Annotated in this window: 19 protein-coding genes and 1 pseudogene; 10 read left to right on the top strand and 10 right to left on the bottom strand. The window is 60.1% G+C overall.

Annotated elements, in window-relative coordinates; translation table 11 throughout:
* Positions 1–175: 175 nt before the first annotated feature.
* The 4 genes from AC1Q61_RS03235 (at position 176) to AC1Q61_RS03220 (ending at position 6,539) form a co-directional block, all read left to right on the top strand.
* On the top strand, positions 176–403 hold the full coding sequence (locus tag AC1Q61_RS03235; protein ID WP_492650952.1) for a hypothetical protein: 228 nt from the start codon (positions 176–178) through the stop codon (positions 401–403).
* Between the two features lie 39 nt (positions 404–442).
* Positions 443–736, top strand: coding sequence for a hypothetical protein (locus tag AC1Q61_RS03230; protein ID WP_492650953.1), 294 nt, complete (start codon positions 443–445; stop codon positions 734–736).
* A gap of 477 nt (positions 737–1,213) precedes the next feature.
* On the top strand, positions 1,214–6,031 hold the full coding sequence (locus AC1Q61_RS03225; RefSeq protein ID WP_492650954.1) for a transglycosylase SLT domain-containing protein: 4,818 nt from the start codon (positions 1,214–1,216) through the stop codon (positions 6,029–6,031).
* Positions 6,032–6,173: 142 nt separating this feature from the next.
* The gene (locus AC1Q61_RS03220) at positions 6,174–6,539 is read left to right on the top strand and encodes a helix-turn-helix domain-containing protein (RefSeq protein ID WP_492650955.1); all 366 of its coding nucleotides are present in this window, start codon (positions 6,174–6,176) and stop codon (positions 6,537–6,539) included.
* Between the two features lie 257 nt (positions 6,540–6,796).
* Here AC1Q61_RS03220 and AC1Q61_RS03215 read toward each other — a convergent pair whose 3' ends face one another.
* The 7 genes and pseudogenes from AC1Q61_RS03215 to AC1Q61_RS03185 form a co-directional block, all read right to left on the bottom strand.
* Positions 6,797–9,007 (bottom strand): S8 family peptidase, encoded by a 2,211-nt coding sequence (locus AC1Q61_RS03215; RefSeq protein ID WP_492650956.1) that lies wholly within the window; start codon positions 9,005–9,007, stop codon positions 6,797–6,799.
* A complete protein-coding gene (locus tag AC1Q61_RS03210) occupies positions 9,000–9,872 on the bottom strand; it encodes an AAA family ATPase (protein ID WP_492654878.1) in 873 nt (290 codons plus the stop codon). The genes AC1Q61_RS03215 and AC1Q61_RS03210 overlap by 8 nt, the downstream gene beginning before the upstream one ends.
* A 1,454-nt stretch (positions 9,873–11,326) precedes the next feature.
* Positions 11,327–11,707, bottom strand: a complete 381-nt coding sequence (locus AC1Q61_RS03205; protein ID WP_492654877.1) for a Panacea domain-containing protein — start codon at positions 11,705–11,707, stop codon at positions 11,327–11,329.
* A gap of 104 nt (positions 11,708–11,811) precedes the next feature.
* Complete coding sequence (locus tag AC1Q61_RS03200; protein WP_492650959.1) at positions 11,812–12,711, bottom strand: hypothetical protein; 900 nt, start codon at positions 12,709–12,711, stop codon at positions 11,812–11,814.
* Between the two features lie 701 nt (positions 12,712–13,412).
* A pseudogene (locus AC1Q61_RS03195) lies at positions 13,413–14,263 on the bottom strand (alpha/beta fold hydrolase).
* Positions 14,264–14,325: 62 nt separating this feature from the next.
* Positions 14,326–14,634, bottom strand: coding sequence for a hypothetical protein (locus tag AC1Q61_RS03190; RefSeq protein ID WP_136470805.1), 309 nt, complete (start codon positions 14,632–14,634; stop codon positions 14,326–14,328).
* A 219-nt stretch (positions 14,635–14,853) separates the two neighbouring features.
* Entirely contained in the window at positions 14,854–15,396 is a 543-nt protein-coding gene (locus AC1Q61_RS03185) for a TetR/AcrR family transcriptional regulator (protein ID WP_030535258.1), read from the bottom strand.
* 120 nt (positions 15,397–15,516) lie between these two features.
* Here AC1Q61_RS03185 and AC1Q61_RS03180 point away from each other — a divergent pair, with 120 nt between their 5' ends.
* From AC1Q61_RS03180 to AC1Q61_RS03170, 3 genes are all read left to right on the top strand, one after another.
* Positions 15,517–15,990, top strand: coding sequence for a DUF4334 domain-containing protein (locus AC1Q61_RS03180; protein ID WP_042922266.1), 474 nt, complete (start codon positions 15,517–15,519; stop codon positions 15,988–15,990).
* Between the two features lie 29 nt (positions 15,991–16,019).
* A complete protein-coding gene (locus AC1Q61_RS03175) occupies positions 16,020–17,108 on the top strand; it encodes an NAD(P)-dependent alcohol dehydrogenase (protein WP_168798797.1) in 1,089 nt (362 codons plus the stop codon).
* Positions 17,109–17,192: 84 nt separating this feature from the next.
* A complete protein-coding gene (locus AC1Q61_RS03170) occupies positions 17,193–18,392 on the top strand; it encodes a low temperature requirement protein A (RefSeq protein ID WP_047271069.1) in 1,200 nt (399 codons plus the stop codon).
* 1 nt (position 18,393) lies between these two features.
* On the opposite strand, the gene AC1Q61_RS03165 is transcribed toward AC1Q61_RS03170, so the two are convergent.
* Both AC1Q61_RS03165 and AC1Q61_RS03160 read right to left on the bottom strand, forming a co-directional pair.
* On the bottom strand, positions 18,394–18,978 hold the full coding sequence (locus AC1Q61_RS03165) for a hypothetical protein (protein WP_003940111.1): 585 nt from the start codon (positions 18,976–18,978) through the stop codon (positions 18,394–18,396).
* Between the two features lie 45 nt (positions 18,979–19,023).
* A complete protein-coding gene (locus AC1Q61_RS03160; RefSeq protein WP_020908916.1) occupies positions 19,024–19,401 on the bottom strand; it encodes an MmcQ/YjbR family DNA-binding protein in 378 nt (125 codons plus the stop codon).
* 99 nt (positions 19,402–19,500) lie between these two features.
* Between AC1Q61_RS03160 and AC1Q61_RS03155 the strand changes: the two genes are divergently transcribed.
* Positions 19,501–19,947 carry a hypothetical protein gene (locus tag AC1Q61_RS03155; RefSeq protein WP_003939955.1) on the top strand — a complete coding sequence of 149 codons (447 nt, stop codon included), beginning with the start codon at positions 19,501–19,503 and terminating at the stop codon, positions 19,945–19,947.
* Between the two features lie 99 nt (positions 19,948–20,046).
* The gene (locus AC1Q61_RS03150; protein WP_003940105.1) at positions 20,047–20,637 is read left to right on the top strand and encodes a DUF937 domain-containing protein; all 591 of its coding nucleotides are present in this window, start codon (positions 20,047–20,049) and stop codon (positions 20,635–20,637) included.
* Positions 20,638–20,693: 56 nt separating this feature from the next.
* Here the strand turns inward: AC1Q61_RS03150 and AC1Q61_RS03145 are convergent, their stop codons facing one another.
* Complete coding sequence (locus tag AC1Q61_RS03145) at positions 20,694–21,878, bottom strand: MFS transporter (protein WP_167349871.1); 1,185 nt, start codon at positions 21,876–21,878, stop codon at positions 20,694–20,696.
* A 147-nt stretch (positions 21,879–22,025) separates the two neighbouring features.
* On the opposite strand from AC1Q61_RS03145, the gene AC1Q61_RS03140 reads away from it, so the two are divergent.
* The gene (locus AC1Q61_RS03140) at positions 22,026–22,901 is read left to right on the top strand and encodes a LysR family transcriptional regulator (RefSeq protein WP_081377546.1); all 876 of its coding nucleotides are present in this window, start codon (positions 22,026–22,028) and stop codon (positions 22,899–22,901) included.
* Positions 22,902–22,992: the final 91 nt, after the last annotated feature.

Raw genomic sequence — 22,992 nt, 5'->3', positions numbered from 1 at the left:
TCTGGGTGCACCCCTGGTCTGCAGAATCATCCAACCCTCTTGTCCAGCTGTACATTCCAGAGCTACAGCACCAAAGCCTCCACCTCGAGCCAGAGCAAGCCAAGCTCCTACTCGCGCAGCTGACCAGCGCAATCGAAGAACTCGAACCCGCAAGCGCACTCCTGGAGGTGTCAGCATGAGCATCACACTGGATCACTTCACTGTGGAAGGCACCAGCATCACCTCCCTCCATTCCGACCAAAGGGTGGGCAGTCTGGACATTGTTGCCCAGCACGGTCACCCCATCACCATCAGCGCCGGCGCAATCGACACGATCGAAGGCCTGACCCCAGAATTGGCCAGGGCCCTTGCCCAGATCCTCAGCAAAGCAGCTGACCTCAGCGATGGGAGGCACATTCGCTAACCCGCTCAACCCACTCGACACCCCCAGAGGCTTGCCTGGATGCCAGGCAAGCCTCTGTTGTTCGTCAAGAAGGCACGCAAACCCGCCAAGATGGGGTTCCATGGAGGTGTGAGAACCGGCCGACCTGCGCGCACATACGACGAATTGGCGGCCGCGTTCGAACTTCTCCTTGTGGTCGCCATCGAGGACGGCGAGATCGTGTCGTGCCATGGCCTCTCACCATCAATTGAAGGCGCGGTCGTCGAGATTCTCCTCAGCTCCGGCCCTCGACAATCCGAAGCTGTCGCAAACGCTCGGTCGGTCTTCGAGATGACATACAAACACCTGAGCTGAACCCCAGTTCTCCATGCGGACAAGGATTTTCATTCAATTCGAACGCGAAACTCGTGGTAAGCTACTTCCGCGCTAGCAGTGTGTCCGCAGTCAGACACCCACAAATCTAGCCAATCCTTCGCGTATCCCCACCCGGGGTACCAGATCGCCTCCCACTTCATCGCCACACCCCATCGGAGCACATGCCGATGGGGTGTTTTCTCGACCCCGAAAGGTCACCAACACCATGAGAAACGCCTACCGCCGACTATTCGCCCGTCTCGGATTAACGCCCCCAAGGCTCCGACGCAGTCGAATGGCCCATTCAGTCGACGCAGCATCTACGAGCAACTCCCCTAAGCCCGGGTACGCCGCGCGCATCAAAGCAGCAATCCAGCGCCGACTCGCGCGATAGCTACGTAAACACCTGCGCTGCAGCTCATTAGATGAAGTAGCAGCGCAAGACAACAAGAAAAACAACTGAATAGCGAGGCGCACATGTCAACGTCGTACAACGCTGGATCCGCACGGCTGATCGTCGAACCCGAACTCAAGGCGAACTTCCACGAGCGCGTCAAGTTCCTCGTCGACGCCAAACATGTCGAAGCGAACGTTCAAGTTCTCCCGAACCTTGCCGGATTCCACCAGCGAGTGCGGAACGGTACCCGGAACATGCAGGCCGTCGAGGTCGACATCACCCCGAATCTCACTGGGCTGCGTAATCGCGTACGTACCCAGTTGCAGGGGATGGAAGCCGACGTCACCGTTCGCGCCGATCTGGACCTGGCCAGGGCACATGCGCAAATGCAGGCGTTCCGGGCATCGATCAGAGACGTCCACATGAACCTGGACATCGACACAGGTGCGGCGATGACTCAGGTCGCAGCTCTGACCGCACAGGTATTGGCGCTCGAGGCGCTGATTCGTGGCATGCCGCCGATCCCTGCCGGTGGTGGAGGTGGCGGCGCAGGCGGCGGTGCCGGAGCAGCTCTCAGTGGCATTGCTTCCGGTGCAGGTCTGGCGAAGATCGCTTTGGTCGCTTTGGGTGCAGTGTCGTTGGTACCGCTCATCGGCCAACTCGTCCAGGCAGCAGGGGTCGTTGCGCTGCTACCCGCGATGGGTGCGGCTGCAACGGCGACCTTCGCAACGATCGCAGTCGGTGCCACCGGCATCAAGGACGCCTTCGAGGCAGGCAAGGAAGTGGCCAAGAACTCCGCGAAGGAGTCGGCAGCCGCAGCGAAGCAGACCGAGGCCGCTCAGCGCTCTCTTGCCGACGCGATCGACGCGGTGGAGCAGGCGGAGAAGGGCCACACGCGAGCACTGCGTGAGGTCGAGTCTGCGGAGAAGAACAACCGTCGTGCGGTGGCGGACGCGGAACTCGCTCAGAAGTCGCTCACGCAGGCGCGCAAGGCCGCAACCGAGCAGATCGAGGACATGAACCTCGCCCTCAAGCGCAGTTCCCTCGACGAAGAGGACGCGTTACTCGGGGTTCAGGAGTCCTGGGAACGACTGGTCGAAGCCCGAAGCTCCGGCGATGCGACCCCGACCCAGCTACGCAGGGCCGATCTCGCGTACCGCCAGCAGGTCCAGCGTCTGACGGAAGTCCGCGAGGCGAACCAGGATCTCCGGGCCGAGGTCGCTGACGTCAACGCCAAGGGCGTCGAAGGTGCGGACCAGGTCGTCGCTGCGCAACAGGCAGTGGTGGACGCCGATGACCGTGTCGTCGACTCGAAGCAAGCGATCGTCGATGCGCAGGATCGAGTCGCTGAGTCGCAGAGAGGGATTGAGCGGGCACTCGACAACGTGGCGGTCGCTCAGCAGAACCTGAACGACACCATGGCAGCAGGATCGCCGTCCCTCGAGAAGTACAACGAGGCGCTCGCGAACCTCTCGCCGAATGCACGGCAGTTCGTCGAGATGACACGCGGAATGTCCGACGCCTGGAAGGAACTCCGGTTCTCGGTACAGGACGCGCTGTTCGACGGGATGGGGCAGAAGTTCTCGGAGCTCGGCGGCACCTACATGCCGATTCTGACGGACGGTCTGACGGCGCTGGCGGACGTGTTGAACACCAAACTGAAATCGGCCATGGATTGGCTGATGACCGATGGTGTCAAGGACGACATCTCGCAAATTCTCACCAGTACGGCAGAAGCGTTGGGGCCGTTGCTGGATGGTCTCGGCAATCTCGGTTCTGCGCTGCTGGACCTCTCTGCCGTCGGATCGGATTTCCTCCCGTCCATCACCGGTGCTTTCGAGGAGGGGACCGGCAATTTCGCCGAAATGATCCACTCGATGCGCACCACCATCGACGAAAACGGTAAGTCGCAACTGCACAATTTCATGCAGGAAGCGATCGACACGTTCGCTCAAATCTGGCGCATCATCAAGGGAATCGGCGAACTCGCGGGCAACATGTTCGCTGGCTCGGATGAGGTGGGGGAGTCCTGGCTCGACTCGATCGAGTCCACCCTCGACCGCTGGAACGAATTCCTCGGAACGCCCGAAGGTCGGCACGAAATCAAGAAGTTCTTCGAGGACGTCAAGTCGATCGTCGAATCGATCATGGGCATCATCGCCACTTCCGCAGAAATGCTGAAGTGGTTCCGCCCGGCCCGAAGTAGCGACGACAGTGAACAAGGCGACGCACCCGGCAAGGTCCCCGAACAACTCGAACCGGGCCAAGCCGAGCAGGCCGGATGGTTCCGTCAAATCTGGGACTGGGCTGACAACGACGCCGATTTCGGCGGCAAGTTCGCCCGCGGCGTCAACTCGTTCTTCGGCTACAACAACGAGACAGACGAGTACGACGGTGGTCTGTGGAACAAGGACCACGGCGGCTGGGGCGGGGCGATCAACCGCGGGCTGAGCGGCGTCGGCGACTTCGTCAGCGGCGGCGCGTGGGACTGGATCGGCGCGGAAGAAGGGCAGTCTCCCGCCGCAGCGTTGTGGGAGAAGTCGATCAATGCGGCCAAGGACGCCTGGGACGGATTCACCGGCTCTGTCGGCGACAAGGTCGAGGACACCAAGAAGTGGTTCGGTGACGTCAGCTCCCGGATCGGTGAAATCGGATCATCGGCGATCACCGGTCTACGAGACGGGGCGAAGGCCAAGTGGGACGAACTGTGCTCACGGGTCTCCGACGGTTGGAACAACACCATCCGGCCGGCGTGGGACACCCTACGCAACGAAGGCCTCGGTGGACTCGCCAACGATTTCCTCTCGAAGATCACCAACGGAGCCGTCACGGACTGGAAGAACCTTCCATCCGCCATCGGTTCCGGTATCGCGGACATCGTCGAAAAGCACTTCCCAGGCTTCCGGGGCGCGCTCGACGAACTGCGAAACTTCTTCGGCGGCATCGTCTCTGCAATCGGTGACATCTGGGACGGATTGAGGGAACGTCTGGCCGGGCCGATCAACTTCGTCATCGACACCGTGCTCAACAACGGGCTCGGCAAAGCGTGGAACGCCGTCGCGGGACTGCTCGATCTGGAACCGTGGCCGACGATCGATCCGATCGGTGAAGTCGGCGGCAAGTCCGGCGGAAACATCGCCGACCGCATGATCCATCGTCGCGACGGTGGCGCGGTGTTCGGTGCAGGTGGCCCGCGCGACGACAAGATTCCCGCCTGGCTCTCGAACGGCGAGCACGTCTGGACAGCAGCAGAAGTCATGGCTGCAGGCGGTCACGGCGAGGTCGAGCGGATGCGCCGCGAGACCCTGGCCAGCAACTACCGAGACGGGGGTCGGGTCCAGAACAAGGGACCGGCGAAGTTCGCGCTCGGTGGTGGTGTGATCTTCGGTTCCGACACCGACACTTGGATGGCGCAGGTCATCCAGGACGCGTTCCCGGAAGTGACGATCACGTCCGCTCTTCGCCCCGGCCATTCCGGCTATCACGGCAAGGGCGGCGCCGTTGACATCGACGGTCCGAACAAGCAGGCCTACGCGGACTGGATTTTCCAGGCGTATCCGCAATCGGCGCAGCTGATTTGGGGTCCTGGACCGTTGCTCTACAACGTCGGCGGAAACATGATCACCGACCAGGGTCAGCTCTCGAATCAGGTGTACGCCGGTGACTTGCCTGGTCACTGGGATCACGTGCACTGGGCGAACGATTTCCCGCAGGCCGAAATGAGCGACGAGGAAAAGAAGTCGTTGTTCGAACGGTTCACGGGAGCGATCAGCGGGGCGTTCAACATGGTCCGCAATCAGACTGCGAACCTGTTCGAGCTTCCGGTCAAGGGACTGCGGAAGATGATTCCGGAGTTCTCGGAATTTGGCATGTTCGGGCAGATTCCGCTCGCCGTCTACGACAAGTTGACGGACGCGGCTTTGACGATCGTCCGTGGCAAGTCAGCCACTTCCGGTGGTGGAGATGTCCCGTACGACAAGAACTCTGGTGCGGAACAGTGGCGACCTCTCGTGGAGAAGCTGTTCGACGAAAAGGGTATCGACCGGTCATTGGTCGACAAGTACCTGTACCAGATCCAACGGGAATCCGGCGGTGACCCGAACGCGATCAACGACTGGGACGTCAACGCGCAGAACGGTGTCCCATCGAAAGGTCTCGCTCAGGTCATCGACCCGACGTTCCAGTCGTACAAGGACCCAGGGTTCGACGACATCTGGGATCCGGAATCGAATCTCCGTGCGTCGCTGAACTACCTGCTTCGTGACCCGAAGTTCGGTGGGCAAGGTGTCGCAGCGTTGACCGGTGCCGGATACGACCAGGGCGGGGTCTTCAAGGACAAGACCTTCGGGTTCAACCTCTCCGGAAAGCCCGAAGTCGTGTTCACGGACGATCAGTGGCGGTTGCTGCAGCAGTACATCCCGGCCGTGACAGGTCAACCGCTGACCACACCCGAATCGCCTTCGGTAGCACCTGCTCTCGCAGGTGATCCGGCAGCACCAGTTCCGGTTGCGGCGGCGTTCGATCCGCAGGCGTACATGAACACACGCCTGGATAAATACGGCAAGGACGTCGGCAAGATCGGTCAGGACGCTCTGCTCGAAATCTTCGGGCTCAAGGGCACTCCCATCGATCCGAACAGCTACTACCGACAGGCCTTTGAGCAGGCGTCGAAGGCCACAGTGCCGTCGGCGGGTGCTGCTCCCGGTCTCACCGCCGGGTCGCAGTACAACGTCGGCACCACCAATCGACCGGACCAGATTTACGCCGGTGACGGCGCTGCCCCGGTCGACCAGTCCACAACCATCAACATTCAGGTCCAGTCTGTCGAAGAGGCATTCGCGAAAGCGAAAACCTATGCGGCGCAGCTGGCCCTGCAGCACGGGGCGAGGTGGAGCTGAACGGCCAAACTCATATGCTCCGAATGAGATGCCCCCGACTCCTTGGGGTGGAGGAGTTGGGGGCATCTCTTTCTGTATTCCTCGGGATCTTGCGGAAATCCTGCTGCTATCGGGAACCGGACTCGCATTTTCGAGTCAGGTGGTGCCGCCCGCCGACGATGTTCATTGCATAGACTTGACGAAGGTCTGGCGTCCGGACCGTGAAACAAGGGAGTTGCGGCGGGTGATTGAGAAATATGCAAGCGTGTGGGAATCAATCTCCGATTCCGCAGGTGAAGCCGAGGTCATGAAGGTCAGATCAACGCTGATGATCGGCCTCCGAGAACACGCCGACGCCAAACAGTGGTCAACAGAGGAAGCAGCAAAACGTTTCGGCGTCACACACCCGAGGCTGTCCGAAATGATGATGGGCAAAATCGACCGCTTCACGATCGACGAGTTGATCACCATGACAACGAACGCTGGGCTTCGCGCGCAATTTACTGTCACGCCGGCTGAGAGCTATTGATCAGGCACGACGACGACTTCGTGTTCGACCAGGACGGCCCCGGTTGGGCGCGTACCAATCCCCCAATATCTGCCGCGGCATGCCGTCCTGGGCGCCCGCTGAGTTAGGCGTGTCAGCTCGGCAGGGGCCGTGTGCATCGAGCAAACCGTCACGAATGCTCGATGCGCAACCTGGCGGCCTACCTGGCTTTAGCCTGACCGGTACGCTACTTGGGCGGACGCAGCAGCACCTAAAGTGAGTGCGATACCCGTGAAATACTAGGTTGTGACAGGGATGGAAATGGTCGGGTTCAAAACCTCAAGCTGAGATGCATACGCTGTCACCACTCGGTCATACAAGTCTGGAGTCCTCGACGCTTCCAATGTGATGACTAGTGCATAACTCAGCTCATCGGTCGAGCTGCTTTTCGAGCCGCCTTCTCGGGAGTTGTAGTGAATGTCGAAGACCGGCTGAAGCAGCGTTGATGCCAAAAAGGTCTGCTTGTGGTGAAGTGTCGTTTCCCATTTATGAGCGTCGTTGCGTAGCTCGTTCTCGTGCATATAGTCGCCACGCTGAAAGAAGGGCTTCGTCGCTGGGTTCACCGAATCGCCTTTGAACTTCTTAATATGAGGTCGAAACCTAACCTCGAGGCCAGCCCTTGTGTAGTTTCCTGGATCCTGGGGGTCAACAGGAGCGAAGAACGAAAATGTTGCTCCCACAGTAACTTTGCCCCTGTCAATTCCGTCAGGAAGCGGAATCGACGCCCGGGTCCAACCACCCGGCCGGATCCTGCCTTGGTACACAACACGAGCAGTTCCGTCAGGGCACACAACGATATCGTCAAGCGCAGCAGGGATTCTGCCCCATCCGACTTCATTTCTACTGTGCCCCGCCATCGAATCAGCTGCGCTGATGAGCAGAGCCTTCAACGCCACTGGAGATAGGTGGTCGCCGAAATGAGCACGCACACCAGCGGCAAGGCGCACTGTGGCGGGTGTTGCGAAGCTCGTCCCCGCGGTTTGGCGGACAAGCGGGGCGTCCTCGCCGTAAACGTAGAAGGGCTCGCGCGCGCCACCGCCAAAGCTCACGAGGTCCGGCTTGATCACTCCGGGGGACCTTCCTGGTCCCTTTGAACTGTAGTGAGCGCGGTTCCAATCGCTCGTCGAACTGTCTGCGGCCCCCACAGCGATACTGTTCACCGAGTCGCTCGGGACCTGTATCCGAGAATTCCCTGAAATATCATCCATGTGCCCAGTGTTTCCGACGGCGACGGCCGCCAGGATCTTTCCACTTGACCAGATCTCATCAAGCTTTGCCGTCCAGACGTGAACCTCGTCGTCTTCGATCGGCAGCGCTGGCCCGATACTCAAACTGACAAACTCGTATGGCCGCTGCTCGAGAACATTGACAATTCGATCCAATACATCAAACAGTTCCAGAGGGTCGCTGTTTGTGCCCGCGTCCAGCACGCGATAGTGATCCACTGTCGTGAACGGACGTGACGGTTCATGCCCAGGGGTCAACGGGCCGAACAGCAACGCGGACGTTACATTGTGCCCGTGACTCAGGGCCTCTGGAACTGCTAGACCAATCCCGCGCGGCTCATGCGAATCAGCCCAACGATCGAGCGCAGAGGGGGCGAGCCCACCGTCGAATACCGCGATCGAGACGTTCGGGTCAACCGCATCGGCGTCAGGAAGCGGCGTTGCTGGAAGCCCGTTAGTTGGGCTCGAGCGCTCGATGGGGCTGAGTGTTCGAAGCCTGGGCAGCGGTCTTGCGGCTCGAAGAAAAGCGAACTGCGACAGCTGGTTTGCGCTGTCCAGATTCATGTGAACGGGAAGAAAGCAGAGTCCGCCCACGAAGATACGTCTGTCGGAGAGGGGGTCGCTGCCGACGGAACGGGCATAGTCAACGAAGCCAGCAATCACATAATCTGAGTCGTCCGTAGGCGACGCGTGTAGCACTACTTCGAAAAGATCTGCGCTCTCGTCGTGGATGCCAGGCTTTACTCGCTCCCGCGCGGTTGGTGCGCGAAACGCTTCAATTTGCGCGAGTTGGGGTAGGAACACCTCGTGGTCGTGGGATCCGAGGGCTTCGGCAAAGTCACGAAATGCCGACCGGCGCCCAGCAACATACAAATCGGTGGAGGGTACGGCACTCGGCTCGCCCTTCCTGGTCCACTTCGAGGGGGTCACTTCAACGGGTTTACTGCCAACTGCTCGAAGGCCAACCTCATCAAGAAGACGACTAGGGTGGTACGACTTCGCAATCCACTCGGGGTGCAGTGTTACAACGCCGACAACTTCGTCGCGCGGGCACGCAAGCGGCGGAAGCGCATCGAAGGCGCCGGTGGCGGCAGCCGCCATCGGCGCGAGCCGGTTGATGGCCTCGGCATCCGAGTAGGGGGGCAACTTCGGCTGTCCCCCGGGGATATTGGGAATTGACTTCGTCAATCGTTCGCCGTAGCCGAGAATGAAGTTCCTAGCCATGAGTTACCCCCTGTTTGTCCGAATTGTTCTGTGAATACGCTCGAATGGTGTCCCGGCTGACGCCAGTTAGTTCGCTGGCACGGCGTTGTGAAATAGTCGGCTCAGACGCAAGGTGCACTGCAAGCTTTCGCCTCTCGACAAGCGGGAGCGCCTGAACACGCTCATGGATGTGTGAAAGTAGCTCCGCGTCCAGCGTCGAACCGCGAATCGCCACTCGCCGCCGAAGCGCGTTCAGTGTGCGCTCAACATCGCTGAAAGATGTCCCATCTAGAACAATCGCGATCGCTTCGGCGAGCCCCCGCTCCAACTTGTCCGGTTCGCTGAAATGCTCGATCGCGCTACGCAGTTCAACCTTCCCTGGCAGGCCGAACTCAATCACTTCGTCGAACCGGCGCCAGATTGCGGGATCAAGAAGCTCTGCGTGATTGGTAGCAGCGAGCAGCAATGAGGACGCCGGCCAGTCATCTATTTCCTGAATCAGAACTGTTACAAGACGTTTGAGCTCACCCACCTCTGTTGCATCGTTCCTACGCTTTGCCACCGCATCAAGCTCATCCAGTAGGAGCACGCTCGGCTGCTGCTTCGCGTAATCCAGGACCCGACGAAGATTAACGCCAGTCTTTCCTAGCATGCTGCTCATGACGGCGCTGAGATCAAGAATCAGGAGTGGAAGCCCAAGCTCGCCGGCGAGCCACCGTGCAGACATGGTTTTGCCAACTCCAGGCGGACCTGTGAACAATGCGGTGCGACTCGGCAGTAATCCAGCCTCCTCGAGCTTCGAGACCGCGAGCCGTTCGTCTCGTAGCTGCTCCAGCGGCTCCCGAGTGTCCGGGCGAAGGATTGGAGTTCCAACCTCACCTACCATGTCGGGTCGGAGAAGTGCCATTCGGGAGTCGGCGTCGACAGGGGCGGGCGAGGACGCAGATCTGAGTGGCGCCGCCGCTGTTGCGCCACTCCTAAGTAGGTCCCTCAGGGCGTCAGCGGTTTCCGGAGCAGACTCTCGATACCGTCGAACCAACCGCTGGAGGTATGCCTCAACATCTTGATGTCTAGCCGCCAACGACAAGCGGGCAAGCTGGACTAAATCTTCACCAATAATTGAAGGAACCTTCCGACCTGATCTAGCTACTGCCTCTGACATGTAGAAATAGTATCAGCACAAGTGGACTACTTTGCAAGTTAGAACACAAAACTAGTCCACTTTCGGGAACTTAAGTCGTCTGGTCGGAGCTTGCACGCACCTCTTGGTGGTCGAGCGATCTGAGCGAGCATTCGACACCAGAACCCGTTCAGCTCGACGTCACACTGAAGATCGCAGTGGTGAGGGGCCAGATCACCCATCGAAGTCGGTGCATAAGGAGGGCCCATGTTGGCGCTTGCTGTGCGATACGTTCGACCAACTTCTGTACCTATCGCACTCATATTGTCGGAGGGCTGCCTGTGAGCGGTCCGCATGCGAAACCTTGGGGCCGGTGGCCGCTCGCAATTCGCAGCGCTACACGGGTGCCGTGAGTATCTTCGAACCAGACTCGAACGCTGGGCCCCGTCGCTCCGTCGGAGAGGGACGGTACTAGTCCTGTAGGAGGACACTTGACTGAGAGATTGAGTCGTCTCGCTCGCGAGTTTGCGGATGAGATTGCAAATCATGACTGGTCTGACGCACCGTATCGACCAGACAGAGCTGGGCACAATCGCGCTGACGACTCACCAGCCAAACTGACCCAGCAGCTCAATGCCGACCCTGACCACAGGGGATTGAGTGATGTGGATTGTCTCCGGCTCAATGTCGTATGGGTCACCGCACAGGTGTTGCTCTATTCGGATCCCAACCTCGACCTTGAGGAATTCGCTAAGAGGTGCGGCGTTCCAGAGACGTGGCTTTATAACAGGCGCGGAGAGTTGAACGGCGGCCTCGAGTCCGGCATTCGCAGACGCTTCCCGGATCGAGCAATTTCTGCCCCGGGAGCTCGAGACTAGCTGTCCTGTGCCCACACTTACCCGCGATTCGGACTGACCAGAGGAGATTGAGCGAGAGGCGTATCCGCTGATGGTAGCGATTTAAGGCAGTCGACGTGGGGTCACAAGGGTTCAAATCCCTACGCTTCTGCAACCCAGGGACCCTCTGATCAGGTGCGAACCGCTCTGTCAGGGGCCTCTCTCATTCGTCCCTGTTGCGGCAAGTTTCGGACCTATCGGCGATTCCGCGAACGCGATTCAGATTCGGGACTGGCGCCCGCTCCGGATGCTGCGGGATATACCGCCTACAACCCGACAGTTCCAATTTCCTCTACTTCCCGGAGAGTTGTAAGTCGAAATTGTTCATGAAGCACTATAGGCCTTAGCGAGGGAAGGTAGGTCTAGGACAGTTCCTCGCTCACTGTTAGCCACTGGGTAAGTCTTGTAGACGAGCGCAATAAAGTCATTCCAATAAAGATCCTCCGTCGAACTGATGACGTGGTTCAGAATTTCGCGCTCAACTTCCGTCAGGGATTCAAAATTAACAGGTTGACCAGACCGTGCAATCAGCGTCTTCGGCCGACCGTACATGTTTTCAGTCTCCTCGACTTTAAGGAGGCTGGACCGGTCGGCAATGTCACGGGTGTCGTCCACGTATGGACCATAGTGATTGAACTTCCAAGAAATGGATGATAGTTGGCATCCAGTGGTGATACTAGCGCGCCAGTCTGCGAGGTAGAGCATCTTGGAGATGCGAGCCTTGGAGAGCTCATGTTTATGTGGGTAATTTTCACACAAATATGCAAGCATCAGCTCGACTTTTTTCTCATCCGGGTTAGTTAACATGATTAGAACCCCCTCTCGGAAGGGCTGGTACTGCGCTCAATGGCTGTCGGAAGGCTCTTGTACGCACTGGCAATGTTACCCCAAGTTGCGGACTTCTCGACCTGCTCGATCAGTGTGTCGAGCTGCGCTTGTGCCAGCTCAATCTGCAACTCGACAACAAGAACACCGCCGTAGGTATTCTGAGACCCTTGCGGAAATCGAATCCCAAAGACTACTCGGGGGCGCATGGTGAACCCCTCGATCTCGTCGTCAGAATATCTCAAGTCGCGATGTTGACGTTTATATGTCGATCTGTGTTCCGAGAATATTCGAGAGCATTTTCCTTCAGCCCAGGCGAATCCGAGGCAGCCTTTTCCTTTAGGCTTGGTTAGTTCGTCGGCGGTCAAGCCGGACCTATCCGGATCGGAAGCATAGCGACTGTACAGCTTAAAGTTCTTTGAGTCGGCCGAATCATAGAGGCTCAATCGGTGAGGTTCTATGATTCCGCAATCTTCAGCAAGTTGCCGGAGAAGGCTTGCGTACATATCGGAAATCGTCGTGACCATTCCGTTGATTGTGTCGACGTGATTGTCTCGGTCGGCAGTCATCTTGGATAATTCATCATCTAGCGTCTTGTTTTGATTTTGTAAATCCTGTTGAGACCTGTTGTATTTAACGGACCAAATGACGGCGATTACCACCAGCACAATGGCAAAAACGAAGAGCAAAGTCTTGTATGTACTGAAAGTGATGTCAGTCCTGGGGATGGTCCATGCAGGTTGCGAGTTAAGCGTAAAGAAGGTGGGGATGGCTAGCAGCACTGCCGACATCCCAAGGAGCCAGTCTGAGCCGTAGGGGCCGGTGATCCGCCATAGATGTTGACTGAAGTCGCGGAAGGGAGTCGAGTCTTGATCGAGAGTCAATCTTGCTAGCCCTTCTGTAACTTTGTCGGGTGTCGACAGTATCTACGCGAGCATATCTAGGCTCTAGTGACCGCTGAGAACTAGTGTGCCCGTGGGCGCGGAATTCGATCTCGCCGACTCCGTCGTTCGGAGGGATTCAGCTACTTGGTGCTTCGGGCGGCCGCATTCCCTTCGTAACGGACGGCATCTCAACGATTTCAGTGACGTCAGCCATAGTGCATATCCGATACATCGGTGGGGATCGGGGGGCTGCGGCGGCCTTTCGACGTGATGATGTGAGCGGTCCCCGAATACCCGAACTGCGATGCGTCGTGTGCGGCAGATGCCTCTCGGCCAGAAGGGGGCGCCCGTACGGCGAAAGGAGCGGGGAGTAAGCCAGACGGACATGGTCCCGCGAGTGTCACGGTCCCGCAAGTGTCACGTCAATGTCACCGAGGCTTCAGAGTGGTCACAGACGACGCGTGTGACCACATAATCAGGCAACACGAGACGGACCTCGGATCGGCGCTAACCTGCCGAAACAAGATCCGTTCGTCATTGGGTATCACCAGGTGTCACGTCTGGGTTCTGACTTTTAATCCGCAGGTCGTAGGTTCGAGTCCTACTGGGGGCACAAACACAGACCCGGCGCCTCATTCGGAGGCGCCAGGTCTTGTGCATTCGTGCCACATCGATTCGTGCCACATGAATGCAACAGCAGGTCATCGAAGCAGGAACTCGAGGGTCACGCGCTCGAATGCCTCCTTGGCTTCGATCATCACCCAGTGCCCGCAGTTCGGAAATACATGCAGTTCGGCGTTCGGAATCAGTCGCATCGGAATCATCGGCATGTCCGGTGGACACTGCCGATCATCGAGCCCCCATGTCAGCAAGGTCGGGCATTGCACCTTGTGCATCATCGACCAGTACGGCGGCACATCCGAGTTGGACATCATCTGCTGCTGAGCGGCAAAGGCTTTGGATCCGTACATCGCGGTCAATGCCTGGTGCGAGGCCGGATCGTTGGCCGTTTGCCATCGTTCCTCGATCCGCTCCTCGGTGATCACGGATCTGTCGTAAACCATGCACTCGAGCCAGCGAACCAACTTCCCACGGCTGGGAGCGTCGGCGAATTCCTGGAGGAGACGCGTACCTTCGCTCGGGTTCTGACTGAAGATGTTCGGGCCCACGCCTCCGATGGTGACCAATCTGCGGACGCGGTCAGGGAACCTCATCGCGACGTTGACCCCGACAACTCCGCCCATCGAATTGCCGATCATCGCAGCGGATTCGATTCCCAGCGCATCCATGAATCGAACCACCGCCGAGGTTGCCGTGAGAACTGGATGACCGTCGACGGCATCGCTCACGCCGAACCCCGGGAACTCCAGGAGGTAGCAGTGGAAGTGCTTTGCGAACACCTCGAGGTTCCCCCGGTAATTCCGCCATACACTCACGCCGATCCCGGAGCCGTGCAACAGGATCAACGGCGGACCATCGCCGCCTCGTGATAGCGCAAAGTCCCCCTGTCGGTAGCGACTTCGCGTTTGGTCCCTTCGTAAGTCACGTCCATACCGCAAGATTAGAACGTGTTACAGATTTGCGACGGCTGATTGCGGAACTTCGCAATCACTGTCAGAAGCATCCCCCGCTGCCTCGACGCCCACTGCGATTCGTGGACTTCTGCTCGCTCGGTTTCGACTTCCCCGTCCCGGCCTTCACACACCGGTTGGGGCGCCGCACCTGCTCGAAGTGCCCGGCGCTCACCACATGACCGGCCACGCTGACCTTGACCGGCGCGTCCGCGCGGGCGGTTCCGACTTGCGCCGATCCCAACGTCAGGGCGCAAGCAGCCACAACGACCAGCGCTACCTTCTTCGAGATCTTCATATGCACGGCCACTTCGACACGGGTCCACTCCAGATGCTGAACAGGTGCGCGCACCGAAGGAACACGCTCGGCGTCGACGATATTCAGTCAGGGTGGCCGGCCGCGATCCTTTTGCTCACCAGCATCTGAACAGTCGACGACAAAAGTTTTGGCGGCACGTCAACATCCCGAGGGCGTCAACGAGCCGACGCCCAACGTACGCACCGTTACTGAGAAATCCGTAAATCCGGGCAACCACACAGCGACGGGCGTGGACGTTCGCGTTTGGACTCGCTACGCCACAATCAAACGCCGAACCGCCTCGACTGCCGCCTCCCGACGCCGAGGGATGGAACGAGACGACTTGAGCGCGAGCATCCGGGCGATATCCGTGATCAGCAGGATCAACTCCGTGGGATTCCACGCGGGGTCGATGTGTCCCTCGAGCTGCCCCTTGCGGATTTCCGCAACTTTAGGCCGGAAGGTCTTGCTTCGTATGTCGTCCTCGCTCATGACGTCCGGCGCTTCGAGATCCGCCCATTGCTGCAATCGGGCGTTCTCGGGATGGGCAACGTAGTTGTCGAAGAGGCGACCTGCATAGCCCGGCAAGTCGTCACCTCGAAGTGCTGTCTCCGCTGTTGTTTCGGACGTCCACTGTTCGGTCACGGCAGCGAACAGCTCTTCCTTGCTTGCGAAGTACGCATAGAGACGGTCTTTGCTGGCACGCGCTTGCGCGGCGATCCGATTGATCCGCGCGCCGGCCAGCCCGTACGTGGCAAATTCGTCCTTTGCGGCCGCCAGAATGCGGTCCCTCGTAGCTTCCCCTGCTGAGCGCATGTTCACAGCCTAGAACGAATCGGCCGTTGCCGAACCATCCGGTTCGGCGTAGCGTGCAGAGTTGACGAACAATTTGGTTCGCGAACTTCGGCCAACTCACCCGCCGACGCAAGGAGAGACATGAATCTCGATGACGCTCGAACCGCATTCACCCGGCTCCGTGGATCGGAAAGTAGTGTTTCACCAGCAGAACTCGACGAAGTGTGGGCCGCGCTGGAAACCGTCGCCGCCGAAGAAATCCTCGGCGAGTGGAAGGGTGACGACTTCGCCACCGGTCATCGTCTGCACGAAAAGCTGTCCGCGAGCCGCTGGTACGGCAAGACTTTCAATTCCGTCGAGGATGCCAAGCCGTTGATCTGCCGAGACGAAGACGGCAACCTCTATTCCGACGTCAAGGGCGGCAATGGCGAAGCAAGCCTGTGGAACATCGAGTTTCGTGGCGAAGTCACGGCAACGATGGTCTACGACGGTGCGCCGATCTTCGACCACTTCAAGAAGGTCGACGACTCGACACTGATGGGCATCATGAACGGAAAGTCGGCGTTGGTTCTCGACGGCGGGCAGCACTACTACTTCCTGCTCGAGCGAGCGTGATTCGCGCCGAACAGAATTCGAGATCCTCCATGCAGATGACAGCGGCGCTCTCACACGGCCCGCACTCCCCCTTCACGCTCGACACCGTCGAGATCGACGAACCCCGCACGGACGAGATTCTGGTTCGCATCGTCGCGACCGGCCTGTGCCACACAGATCTGTTCACGAAGTCGGTGCTACCGGAAAGGCTCGGCCCCTGCGTGTTCGGGCACGAAGGGGCGGGGGTGGTCGAGGCCGTCGGCTCGTCGATCGACAGCATTGCGCCCGGTGATCACGTGTTGCTGAGCTACCGCAGTTGCGGTGTGTGCAGGCAGTGCCTCAGCGGTCATCGGGCGTACTGCGAAAGCTCACACGGGCTCAACAGCTCTGGCGCACGCACCGACGGCTCGACGCCGGTCCGGCGAAGCGGAACTCCGATACGGTCCGCATTCTTCGGCCAGTCCAGCTTCGCGGAATACGTCATAGCCACTGCCGACAACACCGTCGTCGTCGATCCTGCGGTGGACCTGACCGTCGCGGCTCCGCTCGGCTGCGGGTTTCAAACCGGCGCGGGTGCCGTGCTGAATCTACTTCGCCCCGAGCCCGACTCGACGTTTGTCGTCTTCGGAGCCGGCAGCGTCGGACTCGCAGCGCTACTGGCAGCGAGGGCTGCCGGCGTTTCCACCCTGGTCGCCGTGGACCCCGTTGCGCAGCGGCGCGAACTCGCCGAGGAATTCGGCGCCGTCACTGTCGATCCGACCACCGAGGACGCGGTCGAAGCAGTACGCGCCGCCACCGACGGAGGTTCGACGCATTCCCTCGACACCACCGGAATCGGCTCCGTGATCAATCAAGCCGTCACATCACTTCGAGCACGGGGAACACTGGCGGTAGTCGGACTCGGAGCATCCACGGTCGAGGTGAACATGGCCGACATCATGCTGAGCGGAAAGACAATTCGAGGATGCATCGAAGGAGAGTCGGAAGTCTCGACGTTCATCCCCGAACTCGTCGAACTCTTCACTGGTGGCCGGTTTCCGATCGACCGCTTGGTGACGCGCTACGCATTCGCCGACATCAACAAAGCCGTCGAAGATCAAGCGTCGGGGCGCGTCATCAAACCCGTTCTCGTGTGCTGAGGGGCGAAATGTCTCATTCGTCGACCCGACGGAATTCGCCCTAGACTGCGCTCCTGCACTAGACGTCGGAGCAAGGTGGGGACGATGACAGAACACACCAGTACAGGCGCGGGCCACGGCCGGGCCGTAATGCCGATCATCCGGATGCGCGCACGCAGCCGCGACGAGGACCATCGAGCATCGACGCCACTCGAACTGTTCTTCGACCTGTGTTTCGTGGTTGCAGCCGCACAGGCCGGAGTTCAACTGGTGCATGCTGTCGCCGAGGGCCACTACGCCGACGGCATCGCCGGCTATATGTTCGTCTTCTTCGCGCTGTGGTGGGCGTGGGTGAACTTCACCTGGTTCGCGTCTGCCTACGACACGGACGACGTCCTCTACCGGGTCGCGACCTTCGTACAGATTTGTGGCGTGCTCGTCTTCGCCGCCGGAATCCCCGACGCATTCGACGGAACCGACCGTACGACGGCCATCGTCGGCTACCTCATCATGCGAATTGCGCTCACCTGCCAATGGCTTCGAGCCGCCAGCGGTGAATCCGGTGCAGCGCGAACGACTGCTCTGCAATATGCCGCCGGGCTCGTGATCGTCCAGGCCGGCTGGATCGTGCTGCTTCTGATGCCGGCGTCGGCGTGGATTCCGGGCTTCTTCGTTCTCATGATCGCCGAACTCGCGGTGCCGGCGATCGCCGAACGCAACCACCAGACGCCGTGGCACCCGCATCACATCGCCGAACGCTACGGCCTCTTCACCATCATCATGCTCGGCGAAACCATCGCTGCCGCGACCATCGCGGTCCAATCCGGCATCCGGGATTTCGACGCCGCCGATCTACTGATTCCGATTGCCGTCGGCGGAGTTCTGATCGTGTTCTCCGCGTTGTGGATCTACTTCGCCGTCCCGATCCACGAGTACCTCGCAGACCAAGGCAATCGCGCCGTCCTGTTGTGGGGATACGGGCACTACTTCGTATTCGGATCCGCTGCGGCCATCGGCGCCGGCATCGAAGTAGCCGTCGAGGAAGCAGTTGGCGAAGCGCACATTTCGACGTTCGCAGCATCTGCCGCGGTCACGATCCCCGCCGCGATGTTCCTGATCTTCGTGTGGCTCATGCACTCACGACACTTCAAGCGTGACAGGATCGAGCAGGCTGTTCTACCGGTGAGCGCAATCCTGGTTCTCGCCTGCACATTTGCCGGACACTGGGCGGTCCCGCTCGCCGGACTGGTGGCGGCGGGAACCGTCGGAGTCGGTGTCGGCCTGAGTACTCGGTCGAAGAGCTGACTCAGATTTCCGGGGCTGGAGCCTCGCCCTTACTCTGCGGCTCGTGTTGCTTGAGCTCACCGCGCATCTTGTCGAGATCCTTGCCACGCTTTTTGTACATGTAGCCGAGCGCGACAAGTCCAAGGAACAACGCAACGCCCAGGACGGCACCGACAACGGATGCTCCGCGGAATCCGGGGCCGTCGACGTCGAGGATCCGCTCGCCCGCATGCGCAGCGTTGTTGTTGCCGAGAACAACTGTCAGAGAGAGCAGATTCGGCAGCGCGAAGATCACACCCAACGCGAGAGCCGTGATCTGCATGATTCGAGCATGCTTGCGCTTGCGCACCTGCCAGACCGCCCGGAAGAAGATGAGCGGGACCAGGGTGCACACGAGACCGAACAGCAGCCCCCACGCGATTCCGGCGCTGAAACTGCCGTTCGCCAACGACGCAATGCGCTGCGCCCACCAACGCGGAAGGAAGGCGGCAAGGATGAAGTAAGCGATGACCAGGACCACCGCCATCACTGCGATCCCGATGGCCTTCTTCGCCCACGGCGGCATGCCCGGTTTTGCGGTGGCCGGTGAAGTTTCCGGTGTCGTCATGACAATTCCTCGTCTAGTCGGCGTCTGTACTGACGAATCTATCCGTTACGGGCGTTCCTCATCCGCATCGAGAACGATCCGGGCAAGCCGCTTCGGCGCAACGAGGGTGAACGAGGTGTAGATCCACTCCTCCAGTTGCGACCATTTCTCCTCGGAAACGTCGGTGCCGATGTCGAGTGCAACCCACCCGTGTCGACCGAGTCCGTAGCCCGCAGCACTTGCGCCTGGTTCGGTGGCCACCACCGCTTCGGCTTCCTCCTTGCTCAGCTTGACGGTCAAGGAGGTGGCTTCGAGGTTGCAGAACACGAAGTTCTTGCCGCGGACCCGGAACGTCGGGTGGCCGTCCCACGCTTCGATGTCGACGCGCTCCGCTTCCGGCAGCGACAGCGAGATCTCTTCGAGTCGACGCATGTTGTCGGGCATGGAGACGATTCTGCACGCTCGATACCGAGCTTGACACCCGCGACACAGCTAGGCTCGGCGACGACCGCGTCACCGAACTCCGAACACAGGGAGACTGGCATGCGCACGTTAGTTCATCTCGTCCTGCTCATTTGTGGAATCGCCGTTGCCGTCGGCTCGTTCATGTACGTACTGGCCGGGGTCAAACCCGACAACGTTCGCCTCGAGGACCTGCGGGACGGCTTTCCGGCCGGGTGGGCAATCGAGCAACTCGGCGATCAGTCCGTGACCTTCTACCGGTCGATGGCGATACTTCTGCTCGCCGCCGCCGTATTGATTCTGATCGCCGCATTGTTCGGTTCTCGCATCGCAGCATGGATCGGAATTATCGTGGGATTGGGGACTCTTGGCACGTTCTACTACCGCGTGAACGATCAGTTCGACAATGTCATCAGGGAAAACTACTCCACGATCCTGACAAATCAGACAGGATTCATTCTGACGGCCGGCGGACTGATTCTCGCTCTCCTAGCGTGCCTGGTCCCCCGCGAGAAGACCCGAGCCTGACCGCTCGGCAACCGGAGGGTTACCGTCGACGCCGACATTCACTAGTGTCTGCAACAGCCGGGTACTGACGAGTAGTACCCCAGAAGAGGTAGGGCATCAATGGCATCGCTTGACGACCTTCTATCCCAGATCCCCATCGACCAGATCGCGCAGCAACTCGGCGTCGACCAGGCAACTGCCGAATCGGCGGTCAAGACTGCACTTCCGACCCTCGTCGGTGGCCTCGGCGCCAACGCGCAGGATCCCGCCGGTGCAGCCTCGCTGGAAAGCGCGTTGCAGTCTCACGCCGACACCAGCCTTCTCGACGACGGCGTCGACATCAGCAAAGTCGACACCGCTGACGGTCAGAAGATCGTCTCGAACATCTTCGGCGGCAACACCGATCAGGTCGCCAGCGCACTGGGCGGTGTCGGTGGCGGCGGTGGAAACGATCTGGTGAAGCAGTTGCTGCCGATCCTCGCTCCCATCGTCCTGGCCTACCTCGCCAAGCAGTTCACCGGTGGCGGTGCCGGCGCGCAGACTCAGGCCTCCGGTGGCGGCGGGCTCGGGGATCTCCTCGGCGGAATTCTCGGCGGCGGCGGCAATTCCGGCGGCGGCATCGGCGGCGCACTCGGCGGCATCCTGGGTGGATCCGGTGGCGGCGGCCTCGGAGACCTGCTCGGCGGCCTCCTCGGCGGCGGCAAGAAGTAAGACGCTCGACAGAACGCACTGCGGCGATCCCGTTCGGGGTCGCCGCAGTGCTCTGTTCAGTCAATCGTCGAAGATCGAAACATCCTCAGTGACAAGGCAAACGCAACCAACAGCAGCGCGCCCACAAAAGTACTGACCCCGACCCAACCGCCACCCGCGTATGCAAGACCCGCGAGGGCGCCCGCCACGGACGAACCCGCGTAGTAGGCAAACAGATACAACGCCGACGCCTCGGCCCGGTGATCGGTAGCGATCAGCCCCACCCAACCGCTGGCCACCGAATGTGCGGCGAAGAATCCTCCGGTGAAGAGCAGCATCCCCACGAGCGTCAACGCCAGATTGTCCGGAACGGTCAGTGCCAGGCCGATACCGATGACGACAACCGACCCGAGCAGCACGCTGCGCCTACCCAGTCGGTCAGAGGCCCCGCCGGCTACCGCCGAGGTGAAAGTTCCGGCAAGGTAGAAAAGGAACACCAGGCCCACAAGCGCTTCAGGAAGGCCGAAAGGTGCTGCCGTGAGCCGAAACCCGAGGAAGTTGTAAATCGACACGAAGCCGCCCATCAGGATGAATCCCAAAGCGAAGAGTGTTCGCAGCGACGGGTTCGCAAGGTGGCGTCGTAGATTCGACGCGATCGTGCGCGCCGATATCGGTTGCGGGCGAAAGAACTTCGACGCGGGAAGCCGCCGGATCATGTTGAGCGCGAACAATGCCGACAGCGCGGACGCAGTCAACAGCGCCCAACGCCACGTACTGAAATCGACGACGGCCGACGGCACGAGCCGTCCGATCAGCCCACCGATCGTCGTGCCGGCGACGTACCTTCCCATCGCTGCACCGAGGTCCTTCCGATCGACCTCCTCGGCCAGATAGGCCATCGCCACCGCCGGGACACCGGCCAGAGCCAATCCTTGTGCTGCGCGTCCGACCAGCAGAACCTCGATCGTCGGACTCAGCGGCAGAAGTAAACCGATCACACAGGACGCCGACGCCGACGCGATCATCACCCGCGTGCGACCGAAGCGCTCGGAGAGCGCACTGGCCGGAATGATTGCCAACGCCAACATGCCCGTCGTCGCCGAGACGGACAGCGCAGACACCGCAGGCGAGACGTGGAAGTCTTCGGCGAACGCAGGCAGCAACGCCTGTGCCGCGTACATCGAGATGAACGTCGACAGCCCGGCCGCGAACAACGCAACGGTCACGGTTCGATATCCCGATGTTCCGCGGCGAAGCGGCATCACTTCGGATTCGATCACATTCTCGACAGTCACCACGTACCTCCAGGCATCACTTACCTCCGGCAAGAATCCTCCCGCCCCGACTTGGCAAAAGAAAATGCATAAACTTGGTGTTCTATATGCTCTGGGGGTATATAGATTGGGTTCGTGATGCTGACCGAAGACCTCGAATGGTTTGTCGTGCTCGCCGAAACCCAACAGGTGACCGCTACCGCGGATCTGACTCACCTGTCGCAGCCGACCCTTTCGCGCAAACTCGCTCGCCTCGAACGACAGATCGGCGTGACACTCTTCGACCGTCAGGGACGCCGACTCGAACTGAACCGGTACGGCGAGATCCTCTATCGACATGCTCGCATCGCACTGCGTGCCCTCGACGCCGCGCAGACCGAAATCCAGTCGCTGGCGAGCCCCGAGAGCGGCACGGTCCGGCTCGACTTCCTCCACTCGTTCGGCACCTGGTTGGTGCCGCACATGCTGCGCGGATACCGCGTCGAGCATCCCGGAGTGCGATTCGAACTGCATCAGGACAGCGCGCAGTTCCTGGTCGACAGAATCGCCGCCGGCACGTCCGACCTGGCCGTCGTCTCGCCTCAGCCGCGCGATCCGCAGGTGGCGTGGATGCAGATCGCCCAGCAGTCACTGGCATTGGCTGTTCCGGCTGATCATCGCTTTGCGAAGTTGCATTCGGTCGAGCTTGCGGACGCGGCCGACGAACCGTTCATCGGTATGCATCCGAACTTCGGGATGCGAAGAATTCTCGATGAACTGTGCGCGGCCGCAGGATTCACTCCGAATTTCGTCTTCGAGAGCAGCGAGCTGGCAACGGTCGGCGGACTGGTCTCCGCGTCCTTCGGCGTCTCGGTCATGCCGGTTCAGGATCCACCGATCTGGGCCGAAGGAGTCGTCTACGTACCGATCGAAGGAGCACAGCGAAAAATAGGGCTGATCTGGTCGAAGAGCCGCGAGCTGTCCGATCCCGCCCGGACTTTCCGCGACTACGTCGAAAGAACGACTTGGTAGTGAAAGTGCCCCCGGATAACTACGGATCGGTAACATCCCTCGAGGGGAGCAATTTTCATGCCATTCTTTTCAAACCTACGGTGCCGTAGGC

The sequence above is a fragment of the Rhodococcus sp. MPR-R1B genome (assembly GCF_058793255.1).
The sequence above is the reverse complement of the archived record's forward strand: the minus strand, read 5'-3'. Positions and strand labels throughout refer to the sequence as shown.